The 14,338-nt window shown below is 68.4% G+C and carries 15 protein-coding genes; 13 read left to right on the forward strand and 2 right to left on the reverse strand.

The annotated features are described in order from the left end of the window. Window positions 1-18: 18 nt before the first annotated feature. The 3 genes from recR to DR843_RS18035 all read left to right on the forward strand — a co-directional run bounded on the left by recR (window position 19) and on the right by DR843_RS18035 (window position 3,054). On the forward strand, window positions 19-615 hold the full coding sequence (gene recR, locus DR843_RS18025; protein ID WP_109688070.1) for a recombination mediator RecR: 597 nt from the start codon (window positions 19-21) through the stop codon (window positions 613-615). A 115-nt stretch (window positions 616-730) separates the two neighbouring features. Then, window positions 731-1,999 carry an aspartate kinase gene (locus DR843_RS18030; RefSeq protein WP_109688072.1) on the forward strand — a complete coding sequence of 423 codons (1,269 nt, stop codon included), beginning with the start codon at window positions 731-733 and terminating at the stop codon, window positions 1,997-1,999. Beyond that, complete coding sequence (locus tag DR843_RS18035) at window positions 1,996-3,054, forward strand: aspartate-semialdehyde dehydrogenase (RefSeq protein ID WP_109688074.1); 1,059 nt, start codon at window positions 1,996-1,998, stop codon at window positions 3,052-3,054. Before DR843_RS18030 ends, DR843_RS18035 begins: the two co-directional genes overlap by 4 nt. Window positions 3,055-3,150: 96 nt before the next feature. Here DR843_RS18035 and DR843_RS18040 read toward each other — a convergent pair whose 3' ends face one another. Together DR843_RS18040 and DR843_RS18045 are read right to left on the reverse strand one after the other, a co-directional pair. Continuing rightward, window positions 3,151-3,627, reverse strand: a complete 477-nt coding sequence (locus DR843_RS18040) for a DUF2269 family protein (protein ID WP_109688076.1) — start codon at window positions 3,625-3,627, stop codon at window positions 3,151-3,153. Window positions 3,628-3,647: 20 nt separating this feature from the next. Continuing rightward, window positions 3,648-4,823, reverse strand: a complete 1,176-nt coding sequence (locus DR843_RS18045; protein ID WP_245934189.1) for an acyl-CoA dehydrogenase family protein — start codon at window positions 4,821-4,823, stop codon at window positions 3,648-3,650. Window positions 4,824-4,853: 30 nt separating this feature from the next. Here DR843_RS18045 and DR843_RS18050 point away from each other — a divergent pair, with 30 nt between their 5' ends. The 10 genes from DR843_RS18050 to DR843_RS18090 are packed head-to-tail and all read left to right on the forward strand — an operon-like array spanning window position 4,854 to window position 14,335. Then, a complete protein-coding gene (locus DR843_RS18050) occupies window positions 4,854-5,876 on the forward strand; it encodes a DUF2332 family protein (RefSeq protein WP_109688078.1) in 1,023 nt (340 codons plus the stop codon). Then, window positions 5,873-6,781 (forward strand): FkbM family methyltransferase, encoded by a 909-nt coding sequence (locus DR843_RS18055; RefSeq protein WP_109688080.1) that lies wholly within the window; start codon window positions 5,873-5,875, stop codon window positions 6,779-6,781. Before DR843_RS18050 ends, DR843_RS18055 begins: the two co-directional genes overlap by 4 nt. A gap of 50 nt (window positions 6,782-6,831) precedes the next feature. Beyond that, window positions 6,832-7,920, forward strand: coding sequence for a glycosyltransferase family 4 protein (locus DR843_RS18060; protein WP_109688082.1), 1,089 nt, complete (start codon window positions 6,832-6,834; stop codon window positions 7,918-7,920). After that, window positions 7,880-9,007: a glycosyltransferase gene (locus DR843_RS18065; RefSeq protein WP_146202625.1), complete on the forward strand. Its 1,128-nt coding sequence runs from the start codon at window positions 7,880-7,882 to the stop codon at window positions 9,005-9,007. The genes DR843_RS18060 and DR843_RS18065 overlap by 41 nt, the downstream gene beginning before the upstream one ends. Then, entirely contained in the window at window positions 9,004-9,906 is a 903-nt protein-coding gene (locus DR843_RS18070; protein WP_109688086.1) for a WcbI family polysaccharide biosynthesis putative acetyltransferase, read from the forward strand. Before DR843_RS18065 ends, DR843_RS18070 begins: the two co-directional genes overlap by 4 nt. After that, window positions 9,903-10,910, forward strand: a complete 1,008-nt coding sequence (locus DR843_RS20180) for a glycosyltransferase family protein (protein WP_170119921.1) — start codon at window positions 9,903-9,905, stop codon at window positions 10,908-10,910. Before DR843_RS18070 ends, DR843_RS20180 begins: the two co-directional genes overlap by 4 nt. Next, a complete protein-coding gene (locus DR843_RS18075) occupies window positions 10,907-12,127 on the forward strand; it encodes a glycosyltransferase family 2 protein (RefSeq protein ID WP_170119922.1) in 1,221 nt (406 codons plus the stop codon). The genes DR843_RS20180 and DR843_RS18075 overlap by 4 nt, the downstream gene beginning before the upstream one ends. Before the next feature lie 20 nt (window positions 12,128-12,147). Then, a complete protein-coding gene (locus tag DR843_RS18080; RefSeq protein WP_211310282.1) occupies window positions 12,148-13,098 on the forward strand; it encodes a glycosyltransferase in 951 nt (316 codons plus the stop codon). Further along, window positions 13,095-13,946 carry a glycosyltransferase family 2 protein gene (locus DR843_RS18085; RefSeq protein ID WP_109688092.1) on the forward strand — a complete coding sequence of 284 codons (852 nt, stop codon included), beginning with the start codon at window positions 13,095-13,097 and terminating at the stop codon, window positions 13,944-13,946. Before DR843_RS18080 ends, DR843_RS18085 begins: the two co-directional genes overlap by 4 nt. A gap of 2 nt (window positions 13,947-13,948) precedes the next feature. Then, on the forward strand, window positions 13,949-14,335 hold the full coding sequence (locus DR843_RS18090) for an SRPBCC family protein (RefSeq protein WP_170119923.1): 387 nt from the start codon (window positions 13,949-13,951) through the stop codon (window positions 14,333-14,335). Window positions 14,336-14,338: the final 3 nt, after the last annotated feature.

Raw genomic sequence — 14,338 nt, forward strand, 5'->3', positions numbered from 1 at the left:
CGCATTACGCTGGCGGGTGTGTATGAAGGCGTTCTGCAGGACTTGATCGACGAACTCGGCCGGTTGCCCGGCGTCGGCCCGAAGTCCGCGGGACGCATCGCCTTCCACCTGCTGCAGGCCGAACCGGCCGATGTGCAGCGGCTGATCGACGTGCTCGGCACCGTCAAAGAGGTGCGGTTCTGCGAGCGCTGCTTCAACATCGCCGAGGGCCCGCTGTGCCGGATCTGCATCGACCCGCGCCGCGACGACACGCTGCTGTGCGTGGTGGAGGAGCCCAAGGACATCGTGGCGATCGAGCGCACCGGTGAGTTCAAGGGGCGGTATCACGTGCTCGGCGGCGCGATCAATCCGATCGACGGCATCGGCCCGAACGATCTGCATCTGACGGAGCTGATGCGCCGGCTGGGCAGCGAACCCGTCGCGGAACTCATCATCGCCACCAACCCGACGATCACGGGAGAGGCCACCGCGACGTACCTGATGCGCCAGGTGCAGGGGATGGGTCTGACGGTCAGCCGCCCGGCCTCGGGGCTGCCGGTGGGCAGCGATCTGGAATTTGCCGACGAGGTGACCCTGGGACGGGCATTCGAAGGCCGCCGCGCGATCCAGGTGTAAGACTTCCGCCCGGTCCCGTCATCTGGTCCGGCGGAAAAGGCACTGGTCAGAGGGCCGTAAAATCTTCGGTGCACGGGGTGTCCGTGCGTGTCCTGATCCGAAAGTGCCCCATCTCGTGAGCCTTGTTGTCCAGAAGTACGGCGGCTCATCCCTGTCCGACGCCGACAGCATCAAGCGTGTCGCGCGGCGCATCGTCGACACCCGCAAAGCGGGCAACCAGGTGTGCGTCGTGGTCTCGGCCATGGGTGACACCACCGACGACCTTCTCGATCTCGCCGATGCCGTCTCCCCGGCGCCGCCGGAGCGCGAACTCGACATGCTGCTGACCGCCGGCGAGCGGATCTCGATGGCGCTGGTGGCGATGGCGATCGCCAACCTGGGCGACCGCGCGCGCTCCTTCACCGGGTCGCAGGCCGGTGTGATCACCGAGGATGTGCACGGCAAGGCGCGGATCATCGACGTCACCCCCGGCCGGATCGTCGAGGCGCTCGACGCCGGCGACATCGTCATCGTCGCGGGCTTCCAGGGCGTCAGCCAGAACACCAAGGAGATCACCACGCTGGGTCGTGGCGGCTCCGACACCACCGCCGTCGCGCTGGCCGCGGCGCTGAAGGCCGACGTCTGCGAGATCTACACCGACGTCGACGGCATCTTCACCGCCGACCCGCGCATCGTGCCCACCGCTCACAAGATCGATCGCATCACCAACGAGGAGATGCAGGAGATGGCGGCCTCGGGAGCCAAGGTGCTGATGCTGCGTTGTGTGGAGTACGCCCGCCGGTTCGGCGTGCCGATCCACGTACGCAGCTCGTTCAGCCACCACGAAGGCACCTGGGTCATCGACAACGAAGGAGAATCTGGAGTGGAAGACCCGATCATCGCCGGTGTCGCACACGACCGCAGCGAAGCCAAGATCACCATGGTTGGTTTGAAGGATGAGCCGGGCAAGGCCGCCCAGGTCTTCCAGATCATCGCCCAGGAGCAGATCAACGTCGACATGATCGTGCAGAACGTGTCCGCGCTGGACACCAACCGCACTGACATCTCCTTCACGTTGCCGAAGACCGACGGGCAGCTCGCCGTGCAGGCGCTGCAGGCGCACCGTGACGAAATCGGTTTCGACACACTGCAATTCGATGACCAGGTCGGCAAGCTGTCGCTGATCGGTTCGGGGATGCGCAGCCACCCCGGTGTCTCCGCGACGCTCTTCCAGGCGCTCGCCGACGCCGGCATCAACATCGAAATGATCTCCTCCTCGGAGATCCGCGTGTCCGTCGTGACGCGTGATGACCAACTCGACGACGCCGTCCGCGCAGTGCACTCCGCCTTCGGGCTGGACTCCACTGACGGAGAAGCCGTCGTCTACGGAGGGAGCGGGCGATGAGCCTGGGAGACGAGAACGGTCTGCACGTCGGCGTCGTCGGCGCCACCGGTCAGGTGGGCGGGGTGGTGCTGCAGCTGCTGCAGGACCGCGACTTCCCGCTGGCCTCACTGCGGTTGTTCGCGTCGGCGCGTTCGGCCGGCCGCGAGATCGAGTTCGGCTCGAACCGGCTGGTCGTCGAAGATGCCGCGACTGCCGACCCGAGTGGTCTGGACATCGCGATCTTCTCCGCCGGCGGGGCGACATCGCTGGCGCAAGCGCCCCGGTTCGCCGCTGCCGGCGTCACCGTGATCGACAACTCCTCTGCGTGGCGCAAGGATCCCGAAGTGCCGCTGGTGGTCACCGAGGTCAACGCCGCCGAGATCGCGGACCCGCCCAAGGGCATCATCGCCAACCCGAATTGCACCACCATGGCCGCGATGCCGGTGCTGAAGCCGCTGGCCGACGAGGCCGGGCTGGTGCGCCTGTTCATCTCCAGCTACCAGGCCGTGTCCGGCTCCGGGTTGGCCGGGGTCGAGGAGTTGGCCGGTCAGGTCCGCCAGGGTGTGGCGGGCAACCTCGAAGGATTGACGTACGACGGGTCAGCCGTTGATCTCGGACCGGCCAAGAAGTACGTCGCGCCGATCGCCTTCAACGTGCTGGCGCTCGCCGGTTCGATCGTCGAGGACGGCTCCGGCGAAACTGACGAGGAGCAGAAGCTGCGCAACGAGTCGCGCAAGATCCTCGGACTGCCGGATTTGCTGGTCTCCGGGACCTGCGTGCGGGTGCCGGTCTTCAGCGGCCACTCGCTGTCGATCCACGCCGAGTTCTCCTCACCGATCTCGCCGGAGCGTGCGACCGAGATCCTCATCGCTGCAACAGGAGTGGAAGTCGTCGACGTGCCCACTCCGCTGGAAGCGGCAGGCGCCGACCCGTCGTACGTCGGACGGATCCGTCAGGACCAGGCGGTCGCGGACGGCAAGGGGCTGGTGCTCTTCGTCAGCAACGACAACCTGCGCAAGGGCGCGGCACTGAACACCGTGCAGATCGCCGAGCACATCCTGGCTGCGCGCGCCTGAGCGGGCGGGTCGTTCCCTGCCCAACTATGAAGCGGTAGCCACGCCGATCGTCGGATCGGCGTGACTACCGGTTCAAAGGTCGGTGGTGGTGGTTGTTCAGTGACCTGGTTGCCAGACCATCAGTGCGACCACCACGGCCATCAAGATTCCGACCACGCCGCCACTGGCAGCCACTCGGGCGACTGCTGAGGAAGGCGTGGTTTCGGTGCCGGCAGCAGATTCGCCACCGGTCAGAGCGAAGGTGTCGCTGGCTTTGTCGAGCGCCGGAACGACCACTGCGATCGAGACCGCTGCAGCAATCAGCCACAGCAGCAAGGAGATCCAGATCCACGGCTCACTGAACGACGCAACCTTCTTGCCGGTGTACGGCGACGTCGACGACATCAGGCCGAAGCCGAAGATCACGGTCAGGATCGACGCACCGGCGTAGATCTTGGTCATGCGCGAGGACGCGGCGATCGCTTCCGGGTCGGAGCGGCGCAACCCTCGGGACGCGGTGGTGACCGCGTGGACGAGCGGGCCGATCGCGAAGATGGCCGTCAGCAGGTGCAGGAAGAGCATGACCTTGAACATGCTCCAACCCTACGAGGTCATCAGCGGAAGGCGTTCGCTCCGGTCAACGCCTGGCCGATGATCAGCTGGTGCACCTCGGGCGTGCCTTCGTAGGTCAGCACGGACTCCAGGTTGTTCTCGTGCCGGATCACCGGGTAGTCCAGCGTGATGCCGTTGGCGGCCAGGATCGTGCGACAGGTGCGGGCGATCTGGATGGCCTCGCGGGTGTTGTTCAGCTTGCCCACGCTGACCTGCTCATTGCTGACACCGCCGTTGTCCTTGGCCCGGCCAAGGTGCAGCGCGAGCAGGATCCCCTTCTGCAATTCGACGGCCATGTCGGCCAGCTTCGCCTGTGTCAGTTGGTAACTCGCAAGAGACTTGTCGAAGACGATCCGCGTCTGGGCGTAGTCGATCGCCGTCTCCAAACAGTCGCGGGCCGCGCCGATCGAGCCGAAGACGATCCCGAACCGCGCTTCGGACAGACAGGTCAGCGGGCCACGCAAACCCTTCACCTCGGGCAGGACCGCATCCGCCGGCAGCCGCAGGTCACTGAACGACAGCTCCGCGGTCACCGACGCCCGCAGGGACATCTTGTGCTTGATCGGGTGAGCCTCGAAACCCTTTGTGTCCGTGGGGACCACGAAGCCGCGGATCTTGTCGTCGGTCTGCGCCCACACAACGGCCACGTCGGCGACCGACCCGTTGGTGATCCACATCTTCGACCCGTTGAGGATCCAGTCGTCGCCGTCGCGGGTGGCCCGAGTGCGCATACCGCCGGGGTCGGAGCCGAAGTCCGGCTCGGTCAGACCGAAACAGCCGAGCGCCTCTCCCGCCGCCATCCGCGGCAGCCACTCCTGTTTCTGCTCCTCACTGCCGAACGCGTGAATCGCCTTCATCGCCAACGATCCCTGCACCGACACCAGACTGCGCAGACCGGAGTCGGCAGCCTCCATCTCCAGGCAGGCCAGGCCGTACTCGGTGGCCGTCGATCCCGCGCAGCCATACCCTTCCAGGTGCATGCCGAGCAGCCCCAGCGCACCGAGTTCCTTGGCCAGATCGCGCGCGGGAACGGTCCCCTCCTCGAACCACTGCGCCAGGTGCGGTCGCAGGCGGTCGTCCGCGAATCGGCGTACGAGAGCGATCAAGTCACGCTCGGACTCGGTCAACTGGTCGTCGACACCGAGCAGATCGGACAGGGCTTGGTTCGATGAGATCACGCTCACATCCTGCCACCGTAGGCTGGGTGGATGACCGGTTGGTACGACGCGTCCGCGACCCTGCGGGCGTTCGCTGCCGCGACGCCGGACTACCCCACCAGTGCGCTCTACCGTGCGCTGTGCCGGGGGATTGCGCAGGGCTCGTACGCCGAGCGCGAAGCCTTCGAGTCCCTCGCCGCCCGTGGCTGGCCGGTAGAGGACCCAGTCGATGTGGACGAGTTGTTCCGCGCGGTTCATTACACACTGCTGCAACGGCGGGGTCGTGACGAACTCGCGCATTACTACGCCTCCGTCGGCGGCCGACTCGGCCCGGACGCGCGCGCCCAACAGCTCTTCATCGAGTTCGTGCGCGATCACCGGACGCTCCTGCTGGACACCCGGCTGTTGCCGCGCGAGGCCAACGACCCGGAGCCGGGCTGGCGGATGCTCAACGTGCTCGCCGCCTACGCCGAGCGGGCACCGATGGATCTGGACCTGCTGAACGTGCACGCTCGCGCCGGGGTGGAAGTGGTCACCGACCTGGTGGGGCAGCCGGCTGGCGGATCACTGCTCTCACCGCACCGTGTCGTACGCCGCCGATGCTTCGATCCGGCGCCGCAGCGGCTCGCCGATCCCCGGCTGCGGGACTGGCTGATCGCGCACTGTCCGCCGGACGACGCCGAACGCTGGGATCGGATCCACGAGTCCGTCGACCGGGCGATGGCGTTGGAAGTCGTTGTGGGACAGGCCGATGCGGTCGGAGTCGTGCAACGCTTACGACCGATGGACGGAGCAGTCCCGGTCGTCTTCGGTTCGGACCTGGGCCCTCAGCTGCCGTCGCTCGAGGTCGCGATCCGATCCCGCACAGGTCGCTCGATCTGGCTGGTGGACGACCACGCGCCGTACCTGTCCCAGATATCGTCCGACGCCAAGATCGCTCGGTTGGACGGTCAGGCGCGGGTCACCCTGTTGCGGGAGTACCTCGATGGGCAGGTCATCGGCTCGCTGTGGGGCGCGGACTGGATCGTGGGCGGCTGGATGGCGTTGCGCGGGTCGGAAGACGGTGTCGCGTGACGGACCGACCGCGGCCGGCGTTGGAGGAGCACCGCACCGCCAGTGACGCCGACAGCCTGCGGACCCTGGCTGGCCTGCTGACCGATCCGGACCCGGTGCGGATCGTGGACATCGGCGCCAATCCGATCGACGACCGGCCGCAGTACGCGACCCTGCTGGCCACCGGACTCGGGCGCGTGGTCGGCTTCGAACCGCAACGCGATGCCCTGGCGCGGCTGCACGAATTGGCCGGGCCCCAGGAGACCTATCTGCCGTACGCCGTGGGCGACGGCGCCAGTCACGAGCTGCGGATCTGCGCCTCCGACGGCTTCAGCAGTCTCTTCGAACCCGATCCCCGCCAACTGGACCTGCTCACCGACTTCCCCCGCCTGGCGCAGGTGGTCGACCGGCAGCCGGTCCCGACCGCGCGACTGGACGACATCGCCGAGATCGACGGGGTGGACCTGCTCAAGATGGACCTGCAGGGCGGAGAGCTGGCGGTGCTTGACGGGGGCCAGGAACGCCTGCGCGACTGCGTGGCGGTGCAGACAGAGGTCGGGTTCCACCGTCTCTACGAGGGTGCCCCGACGTTCGGCGACGTTGATCGCGTGCTGCGCGGATTGGGCATGCGACCCGCTGCCTTCGTCAGTGTTCGGACCTGGCCGCTGGCCCCGACCCAGTGGGCTGACCCCTGGGAGGCGGACGCACGGCAACTGGTCGAGGCGGACCTGCTCTACGTCCGAGACCTCACCACGATGCCTGAGTGGAGCGTGCACCAGCTGAATTCCCTTGCCCTCATTGCCCATGGCGTCTACCGGTCGGTCGGCCTGGCGCTGCGCTGCCTGGACCAACTCACCCGTGCGGGTGATATGCCAAAGGATGCGCTGGCGGCTTATCGATCCCTGATCGGGTCTTTGGCTGGGTAACTTGCCAGAGGGCCGACGGTCGGCTTGTTATCGACGGGTCGGAGGTGTGAGTGCGCATCCTGCTGATCGGTCACACGCGCTTCGCGCTCGGTGCTCCGTTCGCTGGCGGGTTGGAGAGTGCGACCTGGCACCTGGCCGACCAGTTGGCGGCGGACGGACACGACGTCACGGTCTTTGCTGCACCGGGTACCCGCTGTGGGCCGTCGGTCACGGTCATCAATCCCGTTGCCCCGCAGCCGGAATCGCGCTCGGTGGAATCGATGGGCAGCGGCGACCATGTTGTCGTTCATCATGCGTACCTGCAGTTGATGCTGCGGTTACAACGCTCCGAACCGTTCGACATCGTGCACAACCACAGCCTGCATTACCTGCCGATCGCGCTGAGCGGGCTGCTCGACGTACCCATGCTGACCACGTTGCACACCCCACCGATCGCGTGGATGGAGTCCGCCTTCCAACTGGCCCCCACGATGGGCCAACACGCCTGCGCAGTAAGTGGTTTCACGGCAAGTTCTTGGCAGCACGCCGTCAGCGCCGACGTGGTTCACAACGGCGTCGACACCAACGTGTGGCGACCGGGTCCCGGCGGTGACGACCTGGTGTGGTCCGGGCGGATGGTCCCGGAGAAGGCGCCACATCTGGCCGTGGAGATCGCTCGTCGTGCGGGTCGGGCGCTGCACCTCGCCGGTCCGATCAGTGACCGGCGCTACTTCACCGAGCAGGTGATGCCGCTCCTGGGCGGCCCGATCCGGTACGCGGGTCATCTCGCCGAGGAGGAGCTTGCTGAGTTGGTCGGTCGCTGCGCCGCCGCGCTCGTGACCCCGGTGTGGGACGAGCCGTTCGGGCTGGTGGCGGCCGAAGCCATGGCGTGCGGCACCCCGGTGGTGGCGTTCGCTCGAGGCGGGCTGCCCGAGATCCTCGGATCCGAGGGCGGCATCGCGGTTCCCGCTGAGGACCTCTCAGCGGCAGCCAGGGCGGTGTCCGAGGCGCGGACCCTGTCCCGGATCCGAATCCGGCACCGGGCCGAGCGCTACTTCTCCGTGCAGCGGATGAGTACCGACTATCTGCGTATCTATCGGCGGATTCTGTTGGGAGGCAGTGACTTTGCGTCTGCTGGAGCGCACACCTATTCGGCCTGATCGCGGCCAGCTCCCGCGCGTCGTGATGATCCCGGGAGAGCATCGGTACGTCCGTTTTGCCATCACCGATCGCGCTGCGCGGCTGCGCGCCGATCGTGGTGGCGATGAAGACCAATGGTCACCCTCGCCCGCGTTGACCCCACAGTGGCTGCGCGCGCACCGGGATGAGTTCGATGTGGTCCACGTGCACTTCGGTTTCGAGGGTCGCTCCCCGCAGGAGCTTGCCGAGTGGGTGGCAACCCTGCGTGATTTGCAGGTCCCGCTGGTGCTCACCGTCCACGACCTCCAGCTGCCGCACGCGCAGGACCAACGTCGCTACCGGCAGCAGTTGGGCGCCATCCTCCCTGCCGCGGACGCCGTCCTGACCCTGACGCCCGGCGCGGCCCGACAGATCCGTTGGGAGTTCGGCCGCGAGGCCTGGGTGGTGCCGCATCCCCGGATGGTTCCGCTGGCCATGATCCAGGCAGCTGCTCGCACCGCCCCTGAACGCATCCGGGTAGGCATCCATCTGAAGAGCTTGCGCGCCAATGTCGCTCGCGCGTGCGTGCCAGCGGTGGCGGACGTCGTCGGGCGGCTGAGGGCGAGCGGACAGCCTGTGGAGCTGACCATTCACGCCCACCCGGAGCTGCGTGACGTGACGTTCCCGCGGTACGACGCGCCCACCCTGGAAATGCTGGATCGGGTCGCCGCCCACGATGGCGTCGGGGTCGTGTGGCACGAGCGGTTCACCGACCGCGAGCTGTGGGACTACCTGCGCGGTTTGCAGGTGTCGGTACTGCCCCACCGGTGGGGAACCCACTCCGGATGGTTGGAGGAATGTCGTGACCTCGGGGTGGTGCCGGTCGTCGGGGACGTCGGCTACCTGGCCGAACAGTCCGGAGCCCACACCTTCTGTTGGGACGGTGACGCCCCGGACCGCAATTCCCTGCACCACGCCTTGTCCGCTGCTGTGGCTGAAGCCGCCCGCGGACGGAGTGTCACGGCGGCCACCACCTGGGCTGGGCACCGGGAGCGCACCGATCGGGGCAGCCAGCAGGTGCATCGCCGGATCTATCAGAGCCTGACCACGATCGCGGGACGAGGGTGAGCGCACTCGTGGCCCCCGATGCGCGGACTGCGCACTACGGCACGTTCTACCGACTGACACCGCTGCCGGATAACTTTGTCGTGGTGCATGGCAACTGCCAGGCCGAGGCGATCAGGGTGTTGTTGGACGGCGCTCTTGCGGCGACGGTGCGGGTCCCGCCGGTGCACGAACTCACCGCGGACGATCTGTCATATCTCGAACGCACCTACCGCGCGGCGCGGGCCCTGGTTGCTCAGCCCGTGCGGGACGGCTACCGGGGTCTGCCGATCGGCACAGCGCAGGTGCATGCCTTGTTGCCCACGGACGCTGCGCTGGTGATGTTCCCGGTGCTGCGATGGAGTGCTCTGCATCCCTATCACCTGCTCGCGCGATCCGCCGAGGTGAGCGATCCACCGTTGGTGCCCTACTACGACGTCCGGACGATCGCACGGGCCGCCGGATTGCCGCAGCCGCGGTTGACCGTGCGCGGCATCCGCCAGGTGGCCACCCGCAGTCGCGCGGAACTAGCTGTGCGCCAGGCGCGTTCGCGGACCATCCGCGCCGATGACCTTTTCGCTGCGGCCGGGGCGGGGGCGACCAACACGATCAATCACCCCGGCAACAGCGTGCTCATGGGCGTCGCGCGCCGGATCCTGCACCGGCTGGGCGCCGCGGAGCAGGTCGCCGACCCCGGCCGGGAACTCCTGCGGTCGGTCTACGCACCCATGGAGGCCGAGACCCTTGACGCGTTGGCGCTGGCTGGTGCACCCCGGACGCACTGGATTGTGGGCGGCGAGCCGGTCGACGACGAAGAGGTGGCGCAGACGCATCTGAGCTGGCTGCGTTCCCAGCCGCAGGCCCTGGAGTTGGCAATCCGAGCCGCCGTCGGCTGGTCCGGACAGTACTCGGTGGCCTCGTGAACGACCGACCGGTGCACGTGGTGATCGGTCCGGCCCGCCACGGCGTCGTGCGGCACGGCGCCGTGGTGGCAGGTGCCGGCACCGGGCGGCTACAGACCAGCGCCGAGCCCCTCGATCCGGGTGTGTTGAGCGGGCGCAGGGTGATCGTGCAGTTCACCGACCGGATCTTCGGCACCGACGCTCTGCACGCCGCCGCAACGCTCGAGCGGATGCTGGCGCGGGCGGAGCGTCGCGTGGTGGTGCTGCACGATCTGCCCCAGGCCAGCGACGGTGCCGCTTGGCAGCGGCGCCGGGCCGGATACGCCCGCGTGGCAGCGCAAGCCGACGTCGTCGTGGTCAGCAGCGCGCACGAGGCGGGTTTGCTGACCGACGCAGCACCCGGCGTACGTCCCGTCGTCATCCCGCTGCCCATCGACCCATCGCCGTACGCCGATGGGTTGCCTCCCGTGCCAACCGCCGCCCCGGCGCCCGGCGAGGCGGTTGTCGGCGTGCTCGGGTATCTCTACCCGGGTAAGGGCCTGGAACAGGTCCTCGACGCGGTCGCGGGGCTACCGGTCAGGGTCGTCAACGTGGGAACTGCGGCCGCCGGGCACGAAGACCAGGTCGCGACCCTGCAGGCCCGGGCGCGAGCGCTCGGTGTGACCCTGAGCATCACCGGATGGTTGGACGATGCCGAGTTCGCCGGGGCCATCGCGGCGGTCGACGTGCCGGTCGCGGCGCATCAGCACATCTCGGCGTCCGGATCCATCAACTCCTGGCTCGCGGCCGGCCGCCGACCGATCGTCATCACATCGCCGTACGTCGATGAGCTGGTCGATCGGATACCCGGGGCGCTGACCGTCGTTGCCGGATCACACCAGCTGAGGGGTGCCGTCGTGGCGGCCCTTGCCCAGCCGGAGCTGAGCCGGCTGGACGTGGCGCACATCGGGCCCTCGAGCGCTCAGGTGGCACGGCAACTCGAAGAACTGGCAAGAGAAGAACTGGCAGGAGAGGAAACGGCGTGAGCGGGCCTCTGGTGAGTGTGGTGGTGCCGTACTACGACGCGCCGGCGCGGCTCGAGCGGTTGTTGGAGGGCTTGCGTCAGCAAACCCTCGGCACCGACCGCTTCGAGGTGATCGTCGCCGACGACGGATCCCCGCACACACCGCACATCGATTGGGGTGAGCTCGACGGTCAGGTGGTGCGCCAGGCCCGCCGCGGCTTCCGGGCGGCCGCGGCCCGCAACCTCGGACTGCGGGCGGCGACCGGTGCGGTGGTCTGCTTCCTCGACGCGGATCTGGTGCCGGCGCCGGACTACCTGGAGCAGATGGCCGCCGCAACCCAGGAGCGCTGCGTCGTCGTGGGCGCTCGTCGGCACGTCGACCTGACGGACTGGTCGCCACGGCAGGTCCGGGCGTGGCTGCTCAGCGACGGTCCGGCGCCAGCGCGGTTGACCGATCCGGACTGGCTGGAGTGGGGTTATCACGAGACCGACGACCTGAGGTCCGCCGATGACCTGTCGTTCCGTTTCGTCATCAGTGCCGTGATGAGTGCCGATCGTCAATTCCTTTGCCGCGTCGGGGGTTTCGACGAGACCTTTGTGGCCTACGGGGGCGAGGACTGGGAGTTGGCACAGCGCTGTTGGTTGGCCGGCGCCACCCTGCGGCACCTTCCGGGTGCAGTGGCCTGGCACGACGGGCCCGACGCGGGCGGCCGAGGCAATGACCTGGTGGCATTGAAGAACTACGAAACCGCCCATCTCGCGACGAGATTGACCCACCCGCTGATCCGCGGCAACGGTCTGGTGCATGCCATCCCGGACGTGGTGATCGAGGCGGACGTCGGTCAGTGGTCGTTGGGTCAGATCTTGGTGGCCGTGCCCAGCTGGCTCGGCGCCAACGACGCCGGCGTGTGGTTCGACGACACCGCCGACGCGGCGTCGCTGCGAGCTCTGGGTGCTGATCCGCGGGTCCACGCCGGCCCGCCACCGCAGCACGTCACCGCCCGGTGCCGCTTCCGGGTGCGAGTCGATTCGCCGGTCCGGTTGCTGACCAGCTGGCGCGACGCCATCGCCGCTAGCGGCCACCGGGAGACCGCGCCGGTCACGGTGGAGCACAGCCGCGACCGTGCATTGGCACTCCTGGGCCTCACCCCGCGACAGGTGCGGGCGCTGCCGCCGCAGGCCACCGAGCCCGTACCCGCACAGATCGTCGCCGAACGGGCGCGGGCGTCGGTGACATGATCGGCTTCTACGTTCACCACGTGGGCGGCGGGCACGTGACCCGGGCGCTCCAGATCGCCGGCGAACTGGACGTGCCCGTCACCGGATTGAGCACGCTGCCGCGGCCGCACGACTGGCCCGGTCAGTGGCTTCAACTGCCGCCCGATGATTCACCCGGGGATAACCCGGGGGACCCTGCCGCACAGGCCGACGCCGGAGGGGCGTTGCACTTCGCGCCGCTGCGCCCCGGCTTCCGGGACCGGCAACGCGCAATCGCCCAGTGGGTCAGCGCTGCGGCACCGCGTGCGGTCCTGGTGGACGTATCCGTCGAGGTGGCGGCCCTGTTCCGCTTGTTGGCCGTACCGGTCGTGGTCACCGCGATGCCAGGTGATCGAAACGACCGCGTCCACCGGCTGGGGTACGACCTGGCCAGCGCCGTCATCGCCCCTTGGCCGTCCGCGGCGCACCCGGGGTCTGCCGCGCGAGGTGAGCGCACGACGTACGTCGGGGGTATCTCCCGGTTTGCCGGTCGCTACCCGGACCCGGGTCTGCGTGAGCTCCGGCGCGGCGTGGTGCTGTGGGGTTCTGGAGGCGCGGATCTGTCTGTGTCGCAACGAAACGCGATGACCACGGCGATGCCCGGGTGGGACTGGGTCTTTGCGACGGAGCTGCCGGCGGAGCGGCTATGGCAGGAGTTGCAGCAGGCCCGGGTGGTCGTCTCCCACGCCGGGCAGGGTGCCATCGCCGACCTCGCTATCGCGGGCGCCCCGGCGGTGGTCGTGGCCGCCGATCGTCCGCACGGTGAGCAACGAGCCACTGCCCAGGAGTTACGGCGGTTGGGCCTGGCCATCGGGGTGCAGCGGTGGCCGCGCGATGAGGACTGGCCGGGCTTGTTGTCGGAGGCGGCCAACCTCGGCGGCCGGCGCTGGTCAGCCTGGCTCGGTAGCGGCGCTGCGGGGGCGGCACGGGTGCTGCGGGAGGTGGCGGCGTGATCGCCGTGCTGACGATCGTTCACGGCCGCCATGACCATCTGCGTAATCAGCGCCGGGGGTTGCTGACCAGTACCAGCGCCGCCGATCTGCACGTCGTGGTCGCCATGGGCGATCCGCAGGTACGCCGTGCGCTGACTGACGTCGAGGGCTACGGCCCACCGATCCTGCTGGAGGAGTTGGTGACCGATCCGGGTCGACTGCCCCTGGCGGCGGCCAGGAATCGGGCGGCCGAGGTGGCGCTCGCCGCCGGCGCTGACGTTCTGGTGTTCCTTGACGTCGACTGTGTGCCGACACCGTCGCTGATCGGTCAGTATGCCGGGTCGGTCCGGGCGCGCGATGGCGCCGGCCGGTCGCCGGCGGTGTGGTGTGGCGCGACGGCTCGGCTGCCTCGACTGGACGGTCCGGGTGACTACCCGATCGCCGCGCCGGAGGTCCTGTCGGCGATGGCGGTTCCCGATGCCGGTCGGCCCGTGCTTGACCCGGGCCAGGCGCGGGTCGAGCCCGATCTGACCAGGTTCTGGTCGCTGAATTTTGCTCTGGGACAAAGTGATTGGTGTGCTACCGGTGGCTTCGACGAGGCGTACGTCGGATACGGGGGAGAGGACACCGACTTTGCGCAGCGCCTGGGGCGCGCCGGTGGGTCGATGGTGTGGCTGGGCGGAGCGATCGCACATCACCAGTGGCATGACAGCCAGTCGCCACCCGTCGGCCACCTGGTCGACATTGTGCGCAACGCCAACCTCTTCCATGACCGATGGGGCTGGTGGCCGATGCATGGCTGGCTCGACGCCTTCGCGAGCCGTGGCCTCGCGGGCAGGGACGCCGACGGGCGTTGGCAGGTGGTTTAGAAGTGGTGCAACGAAGCGTCGCCGCGCGGGGCCGGCTCACGGTGGAGGACTGCTGGCAGCGGTACGCCGATCTGGACCAGTGGCAGACGTGGTCCCCGCAGATCCGCGAGGTGCGTGCCTCGTCGCGGCGGCTGGTTGAGGGTCTGCGCGGGACGGTGGTCGGGCCGGTCGGGATCCAGGTGGCGTTCGAGGTTCTGGCCGTGGATACCGCTGCCAGACAATGGAAGTGGCGGGTCAACATGGGCGGGGCGAAGGTCACGATGACTCACCTGCTGGGCACGGACGGCGACCGAAGCGTCGCCACGCTGATCGCGGACGGTCCCGCGATCGTCGTACTGCCGTATCTACCGGTTGCGGCCCTGGCGCTGAGCAGGCTCACGCGGGGGTGACAG

It is taken from the genome of Branchiibius hedensis (genome assembly GCF_900108585.1).
Lineage (GTDB): Bacteria > Actinomycetota > Actinomycetes > Actinomycetales > Dermatophilaceae > Branchiibius > Branchiibius hedensis.

Bases quoted from the DNA above. Each gene is read 5' to 3' on its own strand.
- DR843_RS18035 (WP_109688074.1), top strand. From the start codon at position 1,996: ATGAGCCTGGGAGACGAGAACGGTCTGCACGTCGGCGTCGTCGGCGCC.
- DR843_RS18050 (WP_109688078.1), top strand. From the start codon at position 4,854: ATGACCGGTTGGTACGACGCGTCCGCGACCCTGCGGGCGTTCGCTGCC.
- DR843_RS18040 (WP_109688076.1), bottom strand. From the start codon at position 3,627: ATGTTCAAGGTCATGCTCTTCCTGCACCTGCTGACGGCCATCTTCGCG.